The organism is Nonomuraea sp. NPDC054003 (assembly GCF_055585125.1).
Genome location: NZ_JBVJKR010000003.1, coordinates 58,738 through 78,196, shown reverse-complemented (window position 1 = coordinate 78,196; position 19,459 = coordinate 58,738). Strand labels below are relative to the sequence as shown.

Below are 19,459 nucleotides of genomic sequence, written 5' to 3'. Positions count from 1 at the left end.
AGTGAGTTTGGCTTGTCGACCTTGATCATCAGACGGAAGATCACCATGATCAATATGACATGGATCACAAATAATATTGATATAAAACCTGTAACCCTCTTGGGGTCTCGAACGAAACCCAACGGGCAAGATTTTCTGAGTAATCGGTAATTCGGATTTCCTTATCCAGATTGCCCTCAGCGTGTAGTCATACAGCCGCGATCAGTGGTGAATAAATCCACCCAGACACCGCATCGGTTGTCTGTGGAGAGAGCCGGGCCCGCCTGAGCCACGTACTTCGCTATGCGCGGAGAACCGTGACCTGGCGGCCGGATGGCGTGGTCGCGAGGTCGAACGCGCCTCGTTGGTTCCACGGCGGGGCCTCGGGCCGCCGGTCGAAGATCACCAGTACGCCGGTGGTGAGGCTGAGGCGGTCCAGGTAGCCGTCGAGCTGGGCGAGCCCCTCGGCCAGCGGGTCTTCCTTGCCGGCCCTCCAGACCTTCAGCTCCAGGGCCTCCCGCTGAACCAGCCGCTCCCCATCCGGCCCGGCGTAAGGCCAGCGGACCAGCACGTCCAGACGTTTGGTGCCTGCGGCGTACTCCCGGTCGAGCTGGCCGCCGCCGTTGACCAGCCGGTGCAGATACGCCATGAGGATGATCTGACAGGCGGCTTCGTGGTAGTTCTCCTGCTGGATGAGCACCTCGCCGTGCTCGCGCCAGAACACGACGAACTCTCGCAGGAGGCGCTCCAGGTCGAAACGGCCGTCTCGCATGACGAAACTGCGCGGATCGGCCATCACGTACTGTTCCGCCGGGTCGCCCAGCACCCGCAGGACGACCTCCCGGTAGATCGGGTTCGCCACCTCCAGAGGGGGCTTCTGCTTGACCAGGCCCAGGTCGCGGACGTACGACAGCGCGTCGGAGAAGGAGGGGTCGACCTCGGGGAACGATCCGGCCACCACGGGCTCCATCACCCGCTTGACCCAGGGCTCGTGCAGCCGGGCCACCAGCGCGTCGAGATGGGTGGCGCGCGCCCTTATCAACCGCTCCTTGGCCTCGTCCACCTGCCCGGCGGTGACGGCGCCGGTCACCCCCATCTCGATGATGATCTCGTGGGCGAGGGCGTTGACCAGCCATGGCTGTCCTTGCGTCAGCTCGAAGACCCTGCCCACGGCGTCCTCGGTGAACTCCTGCCCGGTCGCCTCCGTGTGCTGACCGTACAGCTCGCCGATCTGGCCGGCGGTGAAGTCGCCCAGGCGCAGGGACTTGGTGACGATGTTGAACGGGCTGATCGGGTTCGACCGGTCGGCGTCGCCGCCGCAGGCGACCTTGTAGTCACGCACGTCGCGCAGCCCGCACAGCACCACGGACGCGGGGAACGGACGCCCTTTCGGCCGCGAGTTGTGGCCGTCACGGAGCTGACTGAGAATGCTGACCATGCTGTTGCCCTGCAGGCCGTCGATCTCGTCCATGAGCAGCACCACCCGGCGCGGGCTGCGGCGGCACCACTCGGTCAGCGCCGAATCGAACCTGGTGCCCGCCGGAGCCTGCGGGCAAGAATCCGGCGGCAGCAGCTCCTCCGGCCATCCCGACCACTCGGCGGCCTGGCGAAGGGACTTCAGCAGGATCTCCTCCGCAGCCGCGTAGTCGTCACCGGCCGACTTGGCACGCTCGCAGGAGAACATCAGGGCGGCGATGTCGCCCTCGGCGGTCAGTTCGGACGCCAGGGCTTCCAGCGCGGTCGTCTTACCGGTCTGCCGGGGCGCGTGGACCACGAAGTACCGGTCCATCTCGATCAGCGCTCGCGCCTCGGGAAGCCGCGGAGTGGGCGGCAGCATGTAGTGGAGCTGGGGGTCGCATGGGCCCGCGGTGTTGAAGGATCTCGCTCGGGATGGGCGCATAGTCACATAGTGTCATCTCTCCTTGCTCTGAGTGGGGAGATCATGGCTCGTTCCGGAACGGCACCCACCAGGACCGCCGGAGGGACGAACTGCCCGATACAGGAGCCATAGCAGCACTGCCAAAGGCATGACCACGAACACGATCGCCAGAAGAATCAGCGAAATTCCAATCTCCACGTCAATCCCTGTCAGCCGTACGACTTGTAGCCGGTCCTTGCCATAAGCTCCGACCTCCGGACCAAAAGTGGTTTCCGGATCAGGCCGTTCATGAATAGACCCTGGAAAAGGCGTCCGTCAAGATCAAGGGCGTCCCGGCGATGAGCAGGGACGCCCTTGTCGGCGTCATAGCGCGCCCGGGGACGCGGTGGTCAGTTGAAGGGGTTGTCGTACGTGATGCTGCTCCTGGTGCGCATCATGTATCCGCTGCTGCTGAACCAGCCTCCGGTCACGTCGAAGCGGACGTTGCTCACGGTGCCGCCGAACTGCACCTCGGCGTTGTACAGGAAGACCCGCTGGCACCCGGGAGCGGTCGTGGTGCCGGACTCCACGGGCCATGTCGAGTTCGCGCCGTTGACGATGATCTGGAAGTAGGGCGCGGGGTAGGCGCTCTGCCAGCACAGGCGCAGCGCGTAGCGGTACTTCGTGTTCCCGTCGTCGAACGCCACCGTGCCGTCCAGCAGGGCCAGCGCCCCGTAGCCGCCGGTCGCGTTGAGCTGCACGTAGACTGGCTGGTCCGGGCCGTATGCCGCGTGTGCGGGGCTGATCGGCAGGAGTGCGACGGCCAGGGCCGCGAGGGCGGCGGCGATCGACGCCGCCAGACGACGTCCTTTCGAGCGTACGGTCAATTCACACCTCTCCGTTTCGGAAGTGCCAGGTGCCCGGAGATTAGGAGGGCGTCGCAGGCCGGTCCAGCACGGCGCGTCGATGCTGCCGATCCGGTCAGCCGCTAAATGCCACTTCAAGGGCGTCCTTGGGAACGCTGTTCATGGTCACCTGGGAAGAGAGGCAGGGCTTCCGGTCGAAATTTGCGACATTACGGTGAAAGTTTCACAGGCCACCCGAGTCCTTCTTCAGCCGTAAAGCTGGTCGTCGTCCTTGGGCCAGGCGGCGGGAACGCATTCGCCGTGTTCATCGTCTTCGCAGTGATCCCGGGTCCGCACGATGTACATGGTCTTGACATGGTTCAGCTTCAGCAGCTTACGCAGAAGAACCGGGTTCGCGTCCTGCTCGATGTAGCCGTACGACTTTCCACTGGCCGCCTTTCTGAGCCGGTCGAGGCTCAAGCCGAAGTGACGCAGCGCCGGCTCGTCAGACGGCTCCAGGCGGTTCACCCAGGCCTCGAAGCTCTGCGTCATCCTGTCGGAGCTACCCTGACAGCTCTGGCAGTACGGCCTCGGGCTGTAGTCCCAGTAGACGATCGGGTCGCGCCGAGTGGGAGGCGCGAGAATCGCGTTGTCGAAATGCAGATGTTTCCTGCTCCGGACGTCCTCAGCGGTCATGGGTTTCTTCCATTCGACGACCGCGGTCACATCCTTTGTCCGGCCGATCTCTTTCAGCACCTCGTCGACTTCCTTCTTCGCCGGTACGGTCTCGGCTCCGGACCTTCCGAGGCGGCGAAGCGTCATGGTCAACGCGGTGGTGTCAGGCAGCGTGTCGAGTTCATGAAGAACGTTCTCGACCTGCAGATGCGCGCGGCCATAGGGTTCCGTGTAGTAGAGGCGTCCTGAGTCGCTGTCCTGGCGGATGAGGAAATTCGCGGAGGCGCCGACTTCGGGGCCGAGGAGCGGCTCGATGCCCAGTTCGACGGCCATCTCGCCCTCCTCGCGTTCCCATGCCCAGTCGGCGCGCGTCAGCGAATATTCGGGGTGGGTGATCCGGAAGGCGTTGGCGACGACGTGGCCGAACTCCGTGATGTCGGAGTAGCGGTGCCGAGGTTCACCTCGGTCCTGGTCGAGGAAGCCGCACGACATCAGGGTCGCGCAGCATAATCCGGCCAGTACCGGCCGGCTCCATCTTGTGAACATCACGCTCCTGAACGGCCGTTCCTGGATTTCCGGCACCTTCCAAGAAAGGTAGGCGGTGCGGATGACGGGGATTTCCATCAGGCCGAGCAGTTCGTCCCGTCCGGCCACCGTCCTGAGCCGGGACAATAGATGCTTACGGCCGCAGCGGAAAGCCCCCGACTCCGAGTGCCTTGAGAGCCAGGGGCATAGCTGTGCGCGTTACCGGCCGCTCGTCAGTTCGCGGGGCTTGGGGCCGCCGTAGAGGGGGTTGAGGGGCACGCGTTCCTCGGACACGATGAGCCGGACCACGCCGTCGGCGTGCGGTTCGGCGTCCCAGACGATCCAGTCGTCGCCGACGGGAAGCGACTGGTCGTCAGGATCGAGGCCGAATCCCTGGCCGTCCGGGTTCGGCTCGATGATCTGGTAGACCACCTGGAGACCGCGCCGCTCCGCTTCCTTCCGCACCACGCTCACGGGCCGCTCGTCCACCCGGAAGCCGCTCAGCATCCCGCCCGCCTTGGTGGCGGTGCCGTGCGACTTGTACACCTCACCGGGCTTGGCCGCCCGGCCGAGCCTGATGTAGGCGCGGCCGCTCAGGTTCTCGTCCACCTTGATGACCAGATGGCAGCCTTCCTCCCCGATCAGGCAGCCGTCCGGCTCGATGCCGGTGACCAGGGTGTTGGGGCCTCCCGACGTCATTCCGGACCTTCCCCCACCGAGGTGATCGCCCACGCGGTCGGGTGCGGCCGGCACGATCTCCAGCGTCACGTCGACCCCCACCGCGCGGAACGCCTCCTCGTACAGGGCCCAGTCGGCGTGCGGGTCCTTCACCCTGGCCACCCAGAGGCCGTCCCGCAGCTCGATGTGCATCGCCGCGTTGGCGTACGAGGTCGCGCCGTGCGGGCCGGCCACCAGGGTGGGGCCGACGACGAGGGCCGACGTGAACGCGGCGGCGACCGCGAGCCCGAGGACCAGGCGGCGCCTCGGCCGGCGCGTCCTCGCCGGGGACGGAGGCTCGGCGGTGAGGATCGCGTCGAAGAGGGCTCGGGCCGCCGGCCCGGTGGATCGGCCCGCCAGGTCCTCGTCACGGACGCGGGCGAGCCCTTGCAGTTCGTTCATGTCGGCTCCACGGCGAATCGGTTGGCGGTGATTCCGTCGTCTTCCAGCGCTTGGGAAAGGCGCTTGCGTGCCCGGTGCAGGCGGATCCGGACGGCGTTGCGGGAGATGTCCAGGACGGTGGCGATCTGGCCGTGGTCCAGCCCTTCCCAGGCGACCAGCGCCAGCAGTTCACGGTCGGCGTCGGGCAGGCCGGCGAACGCCCGGGCGATCACGTCCCGTTCGGCGGCGCCCTCCGGTGAGCGGGTGTAGACGTCGGCGATGTCGGCGGTCAGCGTCGCCAGTCTCGACTGCCGGTGCGCCTGGCCCCGGCGGTGGTTGGCGAGCACGTTCCTGGCGACCCCGTACAGCCACAACCTGGCCTCGTCGCCGCGCGGCAGGGAGTCGACGCGCCGCCAGGCGGTGGCGAACGTCTCGGCCACCACGTCGGCGGCGTCCTCGGGAGTGGCGCAGCGCCGTACGGCGTAGCCGAGTATCTGCTCGTAGGTCTGCTGGTACACGGCCTCGAACCGGCGCCTCCGGTCGTCATCCACGGGCGGTCCCCATGGTCGGCCCCCTCATCTCCAGGAATTGTCAGGACATCCCCTACATGTCGGCGAGCGAGGCACCATTTCACCCTTCCGCAATCGACTCCGGGTCTTCACACCCGCTGCCGGGTTCTGTAAGACAGAGGTGCGATCATCTGACTGGCGAGGTGTCCGGTGACTCCTCCGTCCCCTGAAGGGAGCGGCTTCTCGCTAAGCCGCTTCCGCAGCCTGGCGAAGGGCAAGCCCTGCCCTCACGATGTTGACCGCCGCGTTCATGTCGGCGTGCGCGGCATGCCCGCACGCCGTACAAGCGAACGCGGCCTGGGTGACGCGGTTCTCCTTCGCCACGTGCCCGCAACGCGAGCACGTGCGGGAGGTGCCGGCGGGGTTCACCGCGATCAGCTCTCGACCGGCGCTCTCAGCCTTATGCGACAGGATCGTCAGGAACACCCCCCAACCCGCATCCAGAATCGAACGGTTGAGACCGGCCTTCTGAGCGACGTTCCGGCCGGGAGCCTCGATCGTGCCGGACGCCGACCGGGTCATGTTCGCGATCCGCAGGTCCTCGTGCACGATCACGTCGTAGGCGCGGACCAGGACGAGCGCGGCCTTGTGCGCGTGATCGAGGCGCTGACGGCGGACCTTGCCGTGCAGCGCCGCGACGCGGGCCACGGCCTTATGCCGCCGCCGGGAGCCCCGCTTCTTGCGGGCGAGGTCCCGCTGCGCCGTCGCGAGGCGTCCGGCGGTGACGGCCAGGTGACGCGGGTTGGCGACGTGCTCCCCGTCGGATGTGGTCACGAGCGAGGTCACGCCCATGTCGATCCCGGCCGCCGCGCCCGTGGCGGGCAGCGGTCCGGCGGGCACGTCGTCACACGACAGCACCACGTACCAGCGGTTGCCTTCCCGCTTCACCGCGATCGTCTTCACCCGGCCCTTGACCGGGCGGTGCTGATGCACCCGGACGTGTCCGATGCCCTGCAGCCGGACGTAGGTCGCGGTGGAGTGCCCGGGCTGGGAGTCCCAGCGGCAGCCGTCGCCGTCCTTCGGCCACTGCGCCGTGTCGAACCGTCCGCGCCCCTTGAACCGGGGGAAGCCCGGCGTCCGTCCCGTCTTGACGCGGTCGAAGAATGCGCGGAACGCCTTGTCGAGGCGTCGCAGCGTGGCCTGCTGGGAGGAGAACGACCAGCGGCCCTGCCCGCCGATGTCGTCACCCCGGATGTGCTTCAGCTCGGCGGACTGGTCGCCGTAGCGGACGCTCACTCCTGCTTTGGCGTAGGCGGTGCGGCGGTGCTCCAGGGCGGCGTTGTAGAGCTGCCGGCGGTCTTCCAGGCACGCCGCCAGCGCTGCCGTCTGCTTGGTGGTGGGGCGGAGCAGGAATTTGAACGACCTGCGCACACCCCACCCCTCGTCACGTTCGGTAACGACAGCACCACGATAGCGGCTGGCGCCGACAAAGCCCGGGAAGGAGAACGGTGATGCACGGGCCTGGCAGGTCAGGGCACGCTCGGGCCTTGGCGGCCCTCCCGCTCCCGATTCCCCCGTCGCCTGAAGGCGCCGGTCCCCTCGGGAAGATCTGATGGATCTGCGGCACATCAGGTACGCGATCACGATCGCCCGCGCCGGGAGTCTGCGCCGGGCCGCGGCCGTCCTGCACATCGCCCAGCCCACGCTGTCGGAGCAGCTCAGGACGCTGGAGAAGGAGATCGGGGTGGAGCTGTTCACCCGGTCCTCCAGCGGGGTCCGGCTCACCGCGGCCGGGGAGGCGTTCCTGGCGCAGGCGACGGTGGCGGTGGCGGCGTTCGAGCGGGCGGTGGCGGCCGCGCGGCGCACGGATCAGTGCACCCGGCTGGGGGTGGCGGACGGGCTGGGCGACGTGGTGGCGCGGCTGCTGTCGCCGCTGCCGGACGCGCCGCTGCGGGTCGCGCCGATGGGCACGGCGGAGCAGCTCGTCTCGCTGATGGATGGAACGCTTCAGGCGGGGCTCGGGTACGCGCCGGGCTCGCTGCCGCGTGGGGTGGCGCGCATGCTCGTGCATCGCTCCCCCGTGCGCGCCCTGCTTCCCCGCGACCATCGGCTCGCGTCGCGGGGGCGGCTGCCGCTGGCCGCGCTGGCGGCGGAGCCGCTGGTGATGCCGGAGTCGGAGGCGGTGGCGGGGGCGCGGCGGTTCCTGGAGGCGTTCGTGCGGCGCCGGCTGCATCCCCGGCTGGGAGCTTCGGGTTCGACGCACGAGCTGGTGATCGCCATGGTGGCCGACGGCGCCGGATACACGTTGTGTGTGCGGGAAGGGACGCCGGTGCCGGAGTCGCTGGCGTTCGTGCCGATCGCGGAGGACGTGCCGCCGATCGAGATCGTGCTGTTGTGGAACCGGCAGGCCGAGGTGCACGATCTACTGGGAGCGGCCCGGCATCTGGCACGGCATGGATAGTGCTACTATCCAACAGATGCGGATGTCCGAGCTGAGCGCCAGGTCCGGCGTCGCCATACCCACGATCAAGTACTACCTGCGCGAGGGGCTGCTCCACCAGGGCGAGCAGGTGGCCGCCACCCGCGCCGAATACGACGAGTCCCACCTGCGCAGGCTCCGCCTGATCAGGGCCATGGTGGAGGTCGGCAGGCTGCCGATCGCGGCCGTCAAGAAGGTGGTGGCCGCGATCGAGGACGAGTCGCTGCCCTTCCACCACATGCTGGGCACCGCACACTACGCCCTGAGCCCCCAGGTCGACCCGGAGCCGACGCCCGAGTGGGAGGCCGCGAAGGCCGAGGTGGACGCGCTCATCGCCGACCTCGGCTGGCAGGTGAACCCCGAGGCCCCGGGCAGGAACGAACTGACCCAGACCATGGCCAGGATGCGCCGGCTCGGCATGGGCGACGACATCCGCAAATATGCCGAGATGGCGGAGCGGCTGGTGCGGGAGGTGGAGCTCGACGCCATCCCGGCGAGCGACGACCGTGACACCGCCGTCGAGGCGCTGGTGCTCGGCACGGTCCTGTACGGGCGGGCGCTGGAGGCGCTGCGCCGCCTCGCCCAGGAGTCGGAGTCGGCCCGCCGCTTCACGCCAGAAGGGCCCGATCAGGCCACGTGAGGCGCGCGGGCGGCCGACGACCCCTCGCGGACCAGCTCGCCCGTCAGGTTGCCGTTGGCCGCCGAGCCGAGGAAGACCACGAGCCTGGCCACGTCCTCCGGATCCGACAGCCGCCGCGTCGGCACGCCGGCCGCCAGCTCGTCGATGATCTTCCGGGGGAATCCGGAGGCCTTCTCGGTCAGCGTGAAGCCGGGCGCGACCACGTTGACCAGGATGCCGTCGCGCCCGCCCTCCCACGCCAGCGCGCGGGCCATCCCGTGCAGCCCCGCCTTGGCGGTCCCGTACGGACCGGGACCGGGCAGGCCCTCCTCCGCGACACCCGAGGAGATCAGCACGATCCGTCCCCAGCCGCGGGCGCGCATGCCGGGCAGCACGCCCCGCACGGCGGCCGCGGCGCCCACCAGGTTGGCGCCGACCATGGCCAGCCACTCCTCGACCGGCACGTCCTCGAACCGGACCGTCGGGTCGGGCGCGTCGCCGCCCCAGCGGACGGCGTTGGCCACGAGCACGTCCACCCGCCCCCAGCGCGCCAGCACCGCGTCCACGGCGCGCCGCGCCGACGGCAGGTCCTCCAGGTCCATCGGGGTGACGAACGGCTCGCCGCCCGCCTCGGTGATCGCCGCCGCGACCGCGCGGGCCGCCTCTTCCCGCTTCCGGTACGTGATCGCGACCTTCGCGCCTTCACGGGCGAAGGCCACGGCGGTGGCGGCGCCGATGCCGGACGACCCTCCGGTCACCAGGACGACGCGCTCTCGCAGGCCGGTGTCCATGCCTGCTCCTCTCGTTCGGACCGATTCGTTGGCGTACGAGATAGATGCAATCATAAATCGTCTCAAAGGCAAATTATTTGCCGCTGATACGCTTTGCGGTATGTGTGGTCAGATGGGCAGCCCGCTCCGGCGAGACCTGCACTGGCTGGCCGCCCGGCTCAAGATCGGCCTGCACGGCATCGAGGAGCGGATCGCCGCCCGCCACGGCATGAGCCTGTGGGGCTACACGGTCCTGGTCGAGGTCGTGAGCGGCCCGGCGCGCACCCAGCTCGCGCTGGCCGCCGCCGTGCCGGTGGACAAGACGAAGCTGGTGGCCATCCTGGACGAACTGGAGTCGTCGGCCCTGGTGCGCCGCCGCCCCGACCCGCGCGACCGGCGGGCTCGGCTGGTCGACCCGACCGACGCCGGCCGCGAGGCCTGCGAGGCCGCCTCCGACGAGATCAGGGCGGTCGAGGACGACCTGCTCTCCGACCTCGAACCCGGCGAGCGCGAGCGGTTCGTCGACGCGCTCCAGCGCATCGTGCTGACCCGGCTGGAGGACGCGTCCGGCCACGTGCCGGGCGGGCAGGGCTGTCCCTGACGCATCCCGGGCCCGCCGCCGGGTAGAGCGGGCCGGATGTTCGACGGATTCGCGGAGAGCCGCGTGGACACCGGCGAGGCGGAGCTGTACGTCAGGCACGGCGGCGACGGGCCGCCGCTGCTGCTCCTGCACGGCCACCCCAGGACGCACGCCACCTGGCACCGGACGGCTCCCCTGCTCGCCGCCCGCCACACGGTGGTCTGTCCTGATCTGCGGGGGTACGGGCGCTCGTCCAAGCCGCAGACCACTCCGGGCCACGAGCCCTACTCCAAGCGCGCCATGGCACGGGACCTGGTCGCCCTCATGCGCGCGCTGGGCCACGACCGGTTCGCCGTGGCCGGCCACGACCGGGGCGCCTACGTGGCGCACCGGCTGGCCGCCGACCACCCGGACGCGGTGACGCACCTGGTGATCATGGACGCGGTCCCCATCGGCGAGGCGCTGGCCCGCTGCGACGCGGAGTTCGCGGCGCGCTGGTGGCACTGGTTCTTCCTCGGTCAGACGGCCAAGCCCGCCGAGCGGGTGATCAACGCCGACCCGGACGCGTGGTACGGCTCCGGTCCCGAGCAGATGGGCGCGGAGGCGTCCGAGGACTATCGCCGCGCCATCCACGACCCCGCGACCGTGCACGCGATGTGTGAGGACTACCGGGCCGGGCTCGGCCCGGACCGCGCCGCCGACGACGCCGACCGGGCGGCGGGCCGCAGGATCGGCTGCCCGGTGCTGGTGCTCTGGGCGACCCGCGACGACATGGAGGAGTTGTACGGCGACCCGGTCGGGGTGTGGCGCTCGTGGGCGGACGACGTGCGGGGCCACGCCGTGGAGGGCGGGCACCACCTGGCCGAGGACGCGCCAGCCGAGCTGGCGGCGGCCCTCGCGGGCTTCCTGAAGGAGTCAGCGGCGGGCTAGGGCGAGATAGCGGGTGAAGGCGTCCTGGCCGTCGGGGGTGAACGGCCAGCGCCAGACGGCCAGCCGCAGCTCGCCCTCGCTCATCCACCCGTGCCACGGCACCCGCTCGGGGTCGGGCCGCGGCTCCCCCGCCAGGACGGCCTCGTGCACCCCCAGCCAGTAGGAGCCGGACACCCCCCGGCACAGGAACCTGACCACGGGCCGCACCGGCACCCGCGCGCCCAGCTGCTCGGCCAGCCCGCGGGCCGCCGCCTGCTCGTAGGACTCCCCTGGGGTGACGGCCCCGCCCACCGTCACGTCGTAGTAGCCGGGGAAGCGGTCGGCACGGTCGGAGCGCCGGAAGACGAGGATCCGGCCCTCCTCGTCACGGCAGATCGAGGTGGCGACGCGGTGCAGCCAGCCCCGCCTGGCGGCCTCCGCGCGGTCGGCCACGCCGAGCACATCGTCCTGTTCGTCGACGCGTTCCACGAGTTGGTTCACCCGCCCACGATCGCAGGCGGGTGTGACGTTTTCAGCAGACTCTCGCCAGGAGCCCCGGGCTTCAGCTCTGGGGAGGAATGGCGTTCGGGCAGTGATCATCGATCTCCGAAGGTAAAGTTCACGACGTGAAGTTCGTTGTGCAGGTGCGCCTATTCCCCACACCCGCCCAGGAGGCGGCGCTGGCGGGCACGCTCGCCCTGTGCAACCAGGCCGCGAACCAGGTGTCCCGCCTCGCGTGGGACACCAAGATGTTCCGGAACTACGATTTGCGTAAGCACACCTACGGCGACCTGAAGGACATGGGCCTGTCGGCACAACCAGCCCAGCACGTCATCAAGAAGGTCGCCGACGCCTACACCACGATGTGCGCCCAGGTGAAGGCGAAGCTGCGTAAGTCACTCACCAAGCCGATCGGATTTCGGCCGGACGCGGCACAGCCGTTCGACGACCGCTGCCTGTCGTGGCAGATCGCGGGCCGGACGGTGTCCATCTGGACCAGCCATGGCCGGATGAAGGGCATCCGGTTCGGCTGCTCCGACGAACAGGCGCGACTGCTCGCCGCCTACCGGAAGGGCGAGTCCGACCTGGTCCGCCGGGACGGCATATGGCTGCTCGTCGCCACCTGCGACATCCCCGACACCGACCTGACCGAACCGGACGGGTTCATCGGCGTGGACCTCGGGATCGCCAACATCGCCACCACATCCGACGCGGTCCGCCACTCCGGCAAGGCACTGAACGCAGTCCGACGCCGCAACCGGGACCTGCGCCGTCGCCTCCAAGCCAAACAAACGAAATCCGCCAAGCGGCTGCTCAAGCGCCGCCTCCGCACGGAAGCCCGCTTCGCGCGGGACATCAACCACGTCATCTCCAAAAGCATCGTGACCGAGGCTGCACGCACCGGGCGAGGAATCGCACTCGAAGACCTGAGTGGGATCCGCGGCCGGGTACGGCTCCGCAAGCCCCAGCGGGTCACGCTGCACTCGTGGAGCTTCCACCAACTCGGGAGCTTCATCGCCTACAAGGCGGCCCGTGCCGGGGTCGCCCTGCTTCACGTGAACCCTGCCTACACCTCTCAAGGGTGCTCGGCGTGCGGGCGCGTGGACAGGCGCAACCGGCCCAGCCAGGAAACCTTCGCCTGTACGTCGTGCGGCTTCGCTGAGCACGCCGACGTCAACGCGGCCCGCAACATCGCCTCGCGCGGCGTCGTTGGCTGGGCTGCCGTCATGCAGCCGGACGCGGCCTGATCTTCCGCACCCAGCGGAGGCGAGGAGCTGCAAGCCCCTGGCTCAGCCATGGGGTTCATGACTCTCGGACCGTGACCGGCCGTTTCAGCAGCCAGAGCGCGGCACGTTGCAGCAGTGTCCGATGGACCTCGTTGTCGTAGGCGCGGGTGTCGTGGCCGAGCGCGTCGTAGAAGACCCGGCCGCGCCGGACCGGGCGGGCCCACATGAGCGGCTGGCCGTTGGACGAGGCCAGCGGCCGCACGTCGGGCAGCAGGTCGAGGTCGCTGTAGACCTCGTCCACGACGTCGAAGTCGCGCAGGCCCTCCACGACCGGGTGGCCGCCGTGGACGCGCACGCCGGTCCAGCCGAGCGGCGGGTGGTGGGACTTGGGCCAGGCCCAGCAGCCTCCCAGGACACGCGGCCAGCCCTGCCAGTCGTCGAAGCAGATGGCCGCGGCGTGCATGCACAGCAGGCCGCCGCCCTGCTCCAGGTGGTCGAGCAGAGTGGTGCGGGCCTGGGCGGGGAGCGTGAAGCGCCACCGGTCGCGCAGGTCGGCGAACCGGTCGAGGTCCATCTGCCAGCGCAGCGCGTTGACGGTGATGAGCTGGACCTCCGGCGGCTCGCTCAGCGCGCCGGCGATGTCTTCGGTGACCTCCGACTCGACCCCCACCTCCGCGAGCACCTCGGCGAGCGCCGCCGAGGTCGCGTCGAAGTCGTGGAACGGGCCTCCTGACAGGATCAGATTGCGTGCCACCCGCCAAGCTCATCACGCCCGCCGCGGGTTTTCCACCCGGTGCCCCGCCACATCCGGCTCCGCTCGCCGGCGAAGCGGATGCGCCCGGCGGAGGAGCGGCGGTCCCTGACGGGTACGCTGCGCGGCATGACGGTGGACGACTTCGAGGCCTACCGTCCCATGCTGATCGGGCTGGCCTACCGCCTGCTGGGCAGCATGTGGGACGCCGAGGACGTGGTCCAGGACGCGTGGTTGCGCTGGTCGGCGACGGACCGGGAGGACGTGCGGGAGCCGCGGGCGTTCCTGATCACCGTGGTGTCGCGGCTGGCGCTCGACCAGTTGCGCTCGGCCCGGGTGAAGCGGGAGGCCTACGCCGGCCCGTGGCTGCCCGAGCCGGTCGCGGACGGCGACGCCGGGCCGATGGACACGGCCGAGCTGCGCGACACGGTGTCATTCGCGACCCTGCACATGATGGAGCGCCTGTCGCCGCCGGAGCGCGCGGTGTTCGTGCTGCGGGAGGCGTTCGAGCTGCCGTACGACCAGATCCGCGAGATCATCGGCGTGTCCGTCGCGAACGCGCGCCAGCTGCACCACCGCGCCACCCGCCGGCTGGCCGAGGGGCGCGACCGGTTCCGGCCGTCGCCGGAGGAGCACGCCGAGCTGTTCAACCGGTTCATCGCGGCGGCAGCGGAAGGCGAGCTGGAAGCGCTCGCGGAGCTGCTCCACGACGACGTGGTGTTCTACGGCGACGGCGGCGGCAAGGTCCGCTCCGCGCTGCGCCCGGTGGTCGGCCGCGACAAGGTGGTGCGCTTCCTGGCCGGGCTGTGGACGCGCTACCCGTACGGCAGGGCCGCGATCGGCTCGGCCAACGGCCAGCCCGTGCTCTGGAGCCTGCTGGGCGACCACATGCAGCTGCTCGCGGTGGACGTGCGCGACGGCCGGGTCCGCACGATGTACGGAGTGCTCAATCCGGACAAACTCACCCGCGTGCGCCCGCCGATGTGAGAGTCCGTCCGGCTCTATAGTCCAGTCATGGATCTCGGTATCTCAGGCAAGGTCGCACTCGTCACGGGCGGCAGCGCGGGCATCGGGCTCGCCGCCGCCAAGAGCCTCGCGCGGGAGGGCTGTGACGTGTGCGTCGCCGCGCGCAACCCGGAACGCCTCGCCGACGCGGTGGTGGAGCTGCAGGAGTACGGCAAGGTGGTGCACGCCGTGCTCGCCGACGTGGAGGACCCGCAGTCGGCCGAGCGGCTGGTACGCGAGACGCGCGACGTCCTCGGGCCGATCGACATCCTGGTCGCCAACGCGGGCGGGCCGCCCCCGGGCCGGTTCGTGGACGTGACCGCGGCCGAATGGGACGTGGCGGTGCAGCGCAACCTGCTCGGCACCGTACGGCTGATGCGGGCCGCGCTGCCGGAGATGCGCGCCCGCGGCTGGGGCCGGATCGTCACCGTGACCAGCAGGTCGGCCAGGGAGGCCATCGACGGGCTGGCCCTGTCGAACGCCACCCGCTCGGCCGTGGCCGGCATGGTGCGCACCCTCGCCCGCGAGGTGGGCGGCGACGGCGTGCTGGTCAACAACGTGATGCCGGGGCCCATCGACACCGACCGGCTGCGTGACCTGTCCGGCGGCGTGGAAGGGCTGGCGGAGCGGGGGGCGAACGTGCCGCTGGGGCGCGTCGGCCGGGCCGAGGAGGTCGGCGACGTGGTGGCGTTCCTCGCCAGCGAGCGCGCCTCGTTCGTCAACGGGATCTCGCTGCTGGTGGACGGCGGCGAAAGCCGCGTCATCGCTTGACCCGACGGGCGGGAAAGAAGGCATCCTGCACATAGGGGACAAATGGAAGGCAGGGGCATGGACAAGCCGGTCATCGTGACGGTCGACGACGACCCGGGGGTGTCGAGGGCCGTCGCTCGCGACCTCCGGCGCCGTTACGGGCAGCACTACAGGATCGTCCGCGCCGAGACGGCCGTGCAGGGGCTGGAAGCGGTCCGTGAGATGCGGCTGCGGGGTGACGAGGTCTGCGCCATCCTCGCCGACTACCGCATGCCGCAGATGAACGGGGTGGAGTTCCTCGAAGCGGCGATGGACATGTACCCGTACGCCCGGCGGGTGCTGCTGACGGCCTACGCCGACACCGACGCGGCGATCCAGGCGATCAACGTGGTCGACCTCGATCACTACCTGCTCAAGCCGTGGGACCCGCCCGAGGAGAAGTTCTACCCGGTGATCGACGGCCAGCTCGACGCCTGGCAGCGCACCGACCGGGTGGAGGTGGCGGAGCTGCGGGTGGTGGGCGACCGCTGGTCCCGGCCGTCCTACAAGGTGCGTGAGTTCCTCGCCCGCAACCACGTGCCCTACCAGTGGATGCTGGCCGAGGACCCGGAGGGCGCGCAGCTCGTCGCGGCGGCCGGCGACGACTGCCACCTGCCGCTGGTGGTCACCGCCGACGGGTCGATGCTGCAGGCGCCCGACCAGTCCACACTGGCCTCGACGGTCGGCCTGTCGACCACGCCGGCCACCGACTTCTACGACCTGATCGTGGTAGGCGGCGGCCCGGCCGGGCTGGGCGCGGCCGTCTACGGCGCCTCCGAAGGGCTGCGCACGGTGCTGGTGGAGGCGCACGCCTCGGGCGGGCAGGCGGGCCAGAGCTCGCGCATCGAGAACTACCTGGGCTTCCCCGACGGGGTGTCCGGGCAGCAGCTCGCCGACCGGGCCCGCAGGCAGGCGCTGCGGTTCGGCGCCGAACTGCTGACCACGCGCAGGGTGACCCGCCTGGAGCCGCGCGGGCAGGCGCGGGTGGTCGGCTTCGAGGACGGCGGCGAGATCGCCGCGCACGCGGTCATCCTGGCCACCGGCGTCGCCTACCGCCGCCTCGACGCGCCCGGCCTGGACGACTTCGTGGGCCGGGGCGTCTTCTACGGGGCGGCGCTGACGGAGGCGCCGTCGTGCCGCGGTCAGGACGTCTACATCGTGGGCGCCGCCAACTCGGCCGGCCAGGCGGCCGTCTACCTGTCGGGATTCGCCAGGACCGTGCATCTGTTGGTGAGAGGTGACGGTCTGGAGAAGTCCATGTCCCACTACCTCATCGAGCAGATCCAGGCGGTCCCCAACATCGAGGTCCACCTGGAGACGCGGGTGACCGGCGGCAAGGGCGACGGGCACCTGCAGCACCTGACCCTGTCGAGCGGGGGCCAGGAGCGCGTCGTCGACGCGCAGTGGCTGTTCGTGTTCATCGGCGCGCAGCCGTACACCTCGTGGCTGGACGACACGGTCGAGCGTGACGAGAAGGGGTTCGTGCTCACCGGGCCCGACCTGGTGCAGGGCGGGCAGCGGCCGCGCAACTGGACGCTGCGCCGCCAGCCCTACTTCCTGGAGACGAACGTGCCGGGGGTGCTCGCGGCCGGTGACGTGCGCGCCGAGTCGATCAAGAGGGTGGCCTCCGCCGTCGGGGAGGGCGCGATGGCCGTCGCGCTCGTACACCGCTATTTGGAGAAGCAGTGACAGACACAGTCGACATCGACGAACTGCGCAAGCTCTTCCTGTTCGAGCGGCTGACCGACGAGCAGCTCACCAAGCTCGCCACCAGCGGCCGGATGACGACCGCCGAGCAGGACGAGGACGTCGTGTGCCAGGGCGAGCCGGCCGACTGCTTCGTGGTGCTGATGGAGGGCGAGGTGCAGATGATCTCCGAGACCGTCAGCGCCGGCACCGTCGCCATGCCCCGCACCTCGCAGCCCGGCGTCTACGGCGGCGCCACCTCCGCCTACCTGGGCGACCGGGCGCCGCAGACCTACCAGCACACGCTGCGGGCCACCGCGCCGTCGCGGCTGTTCGTGCTCCCGGCCAAGAAGTTCGCCTACATCGTGACCGAGTGGTTCCCGATGGCGATGCACCTGCTCGACGGGCTGCAGTCCGGCGGGCGCATGCAGCGCGAGATGATCGACAGGCGGCAGCGGCTCACCGCGCTCGGCACCATCACGGCCGGGCTCACCCACGAGCTGAACAACCCTGCGGCGGCCGCGGTCCGCGCGGTGAGCGAGCTGCGGTCACTGGTCAGGTCGTCGCGGGTGGAGCTGGCCCAGCTCGCCGAGAACGGCATCCCGCCCGAGCGGCTGCGCGCGCTCATCGAGATGCAGGAGGCGTGCATGGAGGCGGTCGGCAAGCTGCCCTCCCGCAGCCCGCTGGAGATCTCCGACGCCGAGGACGAGCTGGGCGACGCGCTGGACGAGCTCGGCGTCGAGGACGCGTGGGACCTGGCTCCCGCCCTGGTCAGCGCCGGGTTCGGCACCGAACACCTCGACAAGGTGCGGCGCGAGGCCGGCGCGGAGCACGCGCCGGCGGCGCTGCGCTGGCTGTCGGAGGCGGTGGAGATCTCGCAGATGCTCAACGAGGTCACCGAGGCCACCGAGCGGATCACCACGCTGATCCGCTCGGCCAAGGAGTACTCCCAGATGGACCGGGCCCCGTTCCAGGTGCTCGACCTGCACGGCCTGCTCGACAGCACGATCGCGATCTTCCGCGGCAAGCTGCCGCCGGGCATCACCGTGGTCACCGACTACGACCGGACGCTGCCGCCGGTGCCCTGCTACGGCGGCGAGCTCAACCAGGTGTGGACCAACCTGATCCACAACGCCCTCGACGCCATGGACGACGAGGGCACGCTGACCATCCGCACCGCGTACGACGAGGACGAGGCGATCGTGGAGATCGGCGACACCGGCCATGGCGTGCCGGAGGAGATCAAGGACCGGATCTTCGAGCCGTTCTTCACCACCAAGTCCGTCGGCCAGGGCACCGGGCTGGGGCTCGACATCTCGTACCGGATCGTGGCTGGGCGGCACGGCGGCGAGATCAAGGTGCGTTCGGTGCCGGGCGAGACCTGGTTCGAGGTGCGGCTGCCGCTGCGTGAGGCTAACGGGGGTCGATCACCATCCGCATGAGCCGGGGCACGATCTGATCCGCGGCGACGCGGAACCCGTCGTGCTCGAACTCGTTGGTCACCCACACGCGCAGGTTGCCGACCCTCCCGGCGGTCTCCAGCGACAGCCCGGCGTCCACGAACATGTCGTCGTGGTAGACGACGGCGGCGACCGGCACCTCGTTGGCGGCCAGCCGGTCCAGGTCGTAGAGCGGCGGCCAGTCGCCGGCGGCGGCGAGCAGCTCGGCGGCGCCCTTGAACGGCCGCAGGGACCGGATCGCGTCGAACATCCAGGGATAGACCATCTCGCCGGTGAACATGCCGAACGTGCCGAAGTCGGCGGGGAACAACCGCTCGGCCGCCCAGCGGGTGGCGGCGCCCTGGGCGTAGATGATCTCCTGCAGCACGGCGTAGAGCGGGTTGCCGACGAACCCGGTCTCCGTCATGACCTCGTACAGGAACGGGTCGGCGAGCCGGTCGCCGTCCCAGGCCTCCACGAGCTGCCAGTGGAGGCGCTCCGAGCCGTCGCCCATGCCGAGCTTCATGCCGAGGGTACGGAAGCGCTCCACGGTCAGCCGGTCGCCGTCGGGCAGCAGCACCTCCTCCCCGGCCAGGTGCTCGGCGACGCGGCGGGCCGCGGCCTCGTCCCCGGGGTAGCGGAGGTGGTGGCGGCGGACCTTGGCGCGGACCCGCTCGTAGGTGCGGGCGTAGACGTCGTCGGCGGTGGCGTCGAGGCCGGGCAGCCCGCCGGTGACGTGGCACGCCCTGAGCCCCTCCGGCGCCCTGGACAGGTAGGTGAGGGTGATGAAGCCGCCGTAGCTCTGCCCCCACGTCTCCCACTTCTCGACGCCGAGCGCCTTCCTGATGTGCTCGCAGTCGTCCACGATCGCGTCGGCGCGGAAGTGCCGCAGGTAACCCGCCAGTTCCTCGTCCGTGCCGACGGGCGAGACCGGGGTGCTGCGGCCGGTGCCGCGCTGGTCGAGCAGGAGCACGCGGTGGGTGCGCAGCAGCGGCCGCCAGTGGCCGGGGCCGGTGGGCCTGGGCGAGCTGCCGCCGGGGCCGCCCTGGAGGAACAGCGCCCACGGCAGGTCGCCGGTGACGGCCGGGTCGCGGATCTCCCGGGCGAACACCTGGATGGTCCGGCCGCCGGGGTCGGCGTGGTCGAGGGGGACGGTGAACACGTGGTCGGCGACCGTGATGCCGGGCATGGTGACTTTCACGCTTGGATGGTCTCA

The 19,459-nt window shown here is 70.2% G+C and carries 19 protein-coding genes; 9 read left to right on the top strand and 10 right to left on the bottom strand.

The window, feature by feature from the left end:
• Window positions 1–280 precede the first annotated feature (280 nt).
• The 6 genes from ACZ6YG_RS07965 to ACZ6YG_RS07940 all read right to left on the bottom strand — a co-directional run bounded on the left by ACZ6YG_RS07965 (window position 281) and on the right by ACZ6YG_RS07940 (window position 6,920).
• Window positions 281–1,879, bottom strand: coding sequence for an AAA family ATPase (locus ACZ6YG_RS07965; protein WP_466017508.1), 1,599 nt, complete (start codon window positions 1,877–1,879; stop codon window positions 281–283).
• Window positions 1,880–2,247: 368 nt separating this feature from the next.
• Window positions 2,248–2,724 (bottom strand): hypothetical protein, encoded by a 477-nt coding sequence (locus ACZ6YG_RS07960; protein ID WP_148033661.1) that lies wholly within the window; start codon window positions 2,722–2,724, stop codon window positions 2,248–2,250.
• A gap of 225 nt (window positions 2,725–2,949) precedes the next feature.
• The gene (locus ACZ6YG_RS07955) at window positions 2,950–4,011 is read right to left on the bottom strand and encodes a hypothetical protein (protein ID WP_466017507.1); all 1,062 of its coding nucleotides are present in this window, start codon (window positions 4,009–4,011) and stop codon (window positions 2,950–2,952) included.
• 90 nt (window positions 4,012–4,101) lie between these two features.
• Window positions 4,102–5,001, bottom strand: a complete 900-nt coding sequence (locus tag ACZ6YG_RS07950) for a hypothetical protein (RefSeq protein ID WP_466017506.1) — start codon at window positions 4,999–5,001, stop codon at window positions 4,102–4,104.
• Complete coding sequence (locus tag ACZ6YG_RS07945; RefSeq protein WP_148033664.1) at window positions 4,998–5,531, bottom strand: RNA polymerase sigma factor; 534 nt, start codon at window positions 5,529–5,531, stop codon at window positions 4,998–5,000. Before ACZ6YG_RS07945 ends, ACZ6YG_RS07950 begins: the two co-directional genes overlap by 4 nt.
• A 204-nt stretch (window positions 5,532–5,735) precedes the next feature.
• A complete protein-coding gene (locus ACZ6YG_RS07940) occupies window positions 5,736–6,920 on the bottom strand; it encodes an RNA-guided endonuclease InsQ/TnpB family protein (RefSeq protein ID WP_466017505.1) in 1,185 nt (394 codons plus the stop codon).
• A gap of 181 nt (window positions 6,921–7,101) precedes the next feature.
• Between ACZ6YG_RS07940 and ACZ6YG_RS07935 the strand changes: the two genes are divergently transcribed.
• Window positions 7,102–7,950, top strand: a complete 849-nt coding sequence (locus ACZ6YG_RS07935) for a LysR family transcriptional regulator (RefSeq protein WP_466017504.1) — start codon at window positions 7,102–7,104, stop codon at window positions 7,948–7,950.
• A 16-nt stretch (window positions 7,951–7,966) separates the two neighbouring features.
• Entirely contained in the window at window positions 7,967–8,608 is a 642-nt protein-coding gene (locus ACZ6YG_RS07930; protein ID WP_466017503.1) for a MerR family transcriptional regulator, read from the top strand.
• On the opposite strand, the gene ACZ6YG_RS07925 is transcribed toward ACZ6YG_RS07930, so the two are convergent.
• Window positions 8,596–9,378: an SDR family NAD(P)-dependent oxidoreductase gene (locus ACZ6YG_RS07925; RefSeq protein WP_466017502.1), complete on the bottom strand. Its 783-nt coding sequence runs from the start codon at window positions 9,376–9,378 to the stop codon at window positions 8,596–8,598. The genes ACZ6YG_RS07930 and ACZ6YG_RS07925 overlap by 13 nt on opposite strands.
• A gap of 100 nt (window positions 9,379–9,478) precedes the next feature.
• Here ACZ6YG_RS07925 and ACZ6YG_RS07920 point away from each other — a divergent pair, with 100 nt between their 5' ends.
• Together ACZ6YG_RS07920 and ACZ6YG_RS07915 are read left to right on the top strand one after the other, a co-directional pair.
• Window positions 9,479–9,958: a MarR family winged helix-turn-helix transcriptional regulator gene (locus ACZ6YG_RS07920; protein ID WP_466017501.1), complete on the top strand. Its 480-nt coding sequence runs from the start codon at window positions 9,479–9,481 to the stop codon at window positions 9,956–9,958.
• Window positions 9,959–9,994: 36 nt separating this feature from the next.
• Window positions 9,995–10,867 (top strand): alpha/beta hydrolase, encoded by an 873-nt coding sequence (locus ACZ6YG_RS07915; protein ID WP_466017500.1) that lies wholly within the window; start codon window positions 9,995–9,997, stop codon window positions 10,865–10,867.
• On the opposite strand, the gene ACZ6YG_RS07910 is transcribed toward ACZ6YG_RS07915, so the two are convergent.
• Window positions 10,853–11,347, bottom strand: coding sequence for an NUDIX hydrolase (locus tag ACZ6YG_RS07910; RefSeq protein ID WP_148033670.1), 495 nt, complete (start codon window positions 11,345–11,347; stop codon window positions 10,853–10,855). The genes ACZ6YG_RS07915 and ACZ6YG_RS07910 overlap by 15 nt on opposite strands.
• Window positions 11,348–11,472: 125 nt before the next feature.
• Between ACZ6YG_RS07910 and ACZ6YG_RS07905 the strand changes: the two genes are divergently transcribed.
• A complete protein-coding gene (locus ACZ6YG_RS07905; protein ID WP_148033671.1) occupies window positions 11,473–12,594 on the top strand; it encodes an RNA-guided endonuclease InsQ/TnpB family protein in 1,122 nt (373 codons plus the stop codon).
• 55 nt (window positions 12,595–12,649) lie between these two features.
• Here the strand turns inward: ACZ6YG_RS07905 and ACZ6YG_RS07900 are convergent, their stop codons facing one another.
• Window positions 12,650–13,327 carry a ThuA domain-containing protein gene (locus ACZ6YG_RS07900; RefSeq protein ID WP_148033672.1) on the bottom strand — a complete coding sequence of 226 codons (678 nt, stop codon included), beginning with the start codon at window positions 13,325–13,327 and terminating at the stop codon, window positions 12,650–12,652.
• A 126-nt stretch (window positions 13,328–13,453) separates the two neighbouring features.
• On the opposite strand from ACZ6YG_RS07900, the gene ACZ6YG_RS07895 reads away from it, so the two are divergent.
• The 4 genes from ACZ6YG_RS07895 to ACZ6YG_RS07880 are packed head-to-tail and all read left to right on the top strand — an operon-like array spanning window position 13,454 to window position 18,246.
• On the top strand, window positions 13,454–14,311 hold the full coding sequence (locus ACZ6YG_RS07895; RefSeq protein ID WP_466017499.1) for an RNA polymerase sigma-70 factor: 858 nt from the start codon (window positions 13,454–13,456) through the stop codon (window positions 14,309–14,311).
• A gap of 27 nt (window positions 14,312–14,338) precedes the next feature.
• The gene (locus tag ACZ6YG_RS07890) at window positions 14,339–15,100 is read left to right on the top strand and encodes an SDR family NAD(P)-dependent oxidoreductase (protein WP_148033673.1); all 762 of its coding nucleotides are present in this window, start codon (window positions 14,339–14,341) and stop codon (window positions 15,098–15,100) included.
• Window positions 15,101–15,157: 57 nt separating this feature from the next.
• Window positions 15,158–16,807, top strand: a complete 1,650-nt coding sequence (locus tag ACZ6YG_RS07885; protein ID WP_148033674.1) for an NAD(P)/FAD-dependent oxidoreductase — start codon at window positions 15,158–15,160, stop codon at window positions 16,805–16,807.
• On the top strand, window positions 16,804–18,246 hold the full coding sequence (locus ACZ6YG_RS07880) for an ATP-binding protein (RefSeq protein WP_271276019.1): 1,443 nt from the start codon (window positions 16,804–16,806) through the stop codon (window positions 18,244–18,246). Before ACZ6YG_RS07885 ends, ACZ6YG_RS07880 begins: the two co-directional genes overlap by 4 nt.
• On the opposite strand, the gene ACZ6YG_RS07875 is transcribed toward ACZ6YG_RS07880, so the two are convergent.
• Complete coding sequence (locus tag ACZ6YG_RS07875) at window positions 18,218–19,444, bottom strand: alpha/beta fold hydrolase (RefSeq protein WP_466017498.1); 1,227 nt, start codon at window positions 19,442–19,444, stop codon at window positions 18,218–18,220. The genes ACZ6YG_RS07880 and ACZ6YG_RS07875 overlap by 29 nt on opposite strands.
• Window positions 19,445–19,459 lie beyond the last annotated feature (15 nt).

Excerpts from the sequence above, each read along its gene's own strand:
- ACZ6YG_RS07915 (WP_466017500.1), top strand. The coding sequence starts at position 9,995 with ATGTTCGACGGATTCGCGGAGAGCCGCGTGGACACCGGCGAGGCGGAG.
- ACZ6YG_RS07895 (WP_466017499.1), top strand. The coding sequence starts at position 13,454 with ATGACGGTGGACGACTTCGAGGCCTACCGTCCCATGCTGATCGGGCTG.
- ACZ6YG_RS07935 (WP_466017504.1), top strand. The coding sequence starts at position 7,102 with ATGGATCTGCGGCACATCAGGTACGCGATCACGATCGCCCGCGCCGGG.
- ACZ6YG_RS07890 (WP_148033673.1), top strand. The coding sequence starts at position 14,339 with ATGGATCTCGGTATCTCAGGCAAGGTCGCACTCGTCACGGGCGGCAGC.
- ACZ6YG_RS07950 (WP_466017506.1), bottom strand. The coding sequence starts at position 5,001 with ATGAACGAACTGCAAGGGCTCGCCCGCGTCCGTGACGAGGACCTGGCG.
- ACZ6YG_RS07930 (WP_466017503.1), top strand. The coding sequence starts at position 7,967 with ATGCGGATGTCCGAGCTGAGCGCCAGGTCCGGCGTCGCCATACCCACG.
- ACZ6YG_RS07885 (WP_148033674.1), top strand. The coding sequence starts at position 15,158 with ATGGACAAGCCGGTCATCGTGACGGTCGACGACGACCCGGGGGTGTCG.
- ACZ6YG_RS07925 (WP_466017502.1), bottom strand. The coding sequence starts at position 9,378 with ATGGACACCGGCCTGCGAGAGCGCGTCGTCCTGGTGACCGGAGGGTCG.
- ACZ6YG_RS07965 (WP_466017508.1), bottom strand. The coding sequence starts at position 1,879 with ATGCGCCCATCCCGAGCGAGATCCTTCAACACCGCGGGCCCATGCGAC.
- ACZ6YG_RS07920 (WP_466017501.1), top strand. The coding sequence starts at position 9,479 with ATGTGTGGTCAGATGGGCAGCCCGCTCCGGCGAGACCTGCACTGGCTG.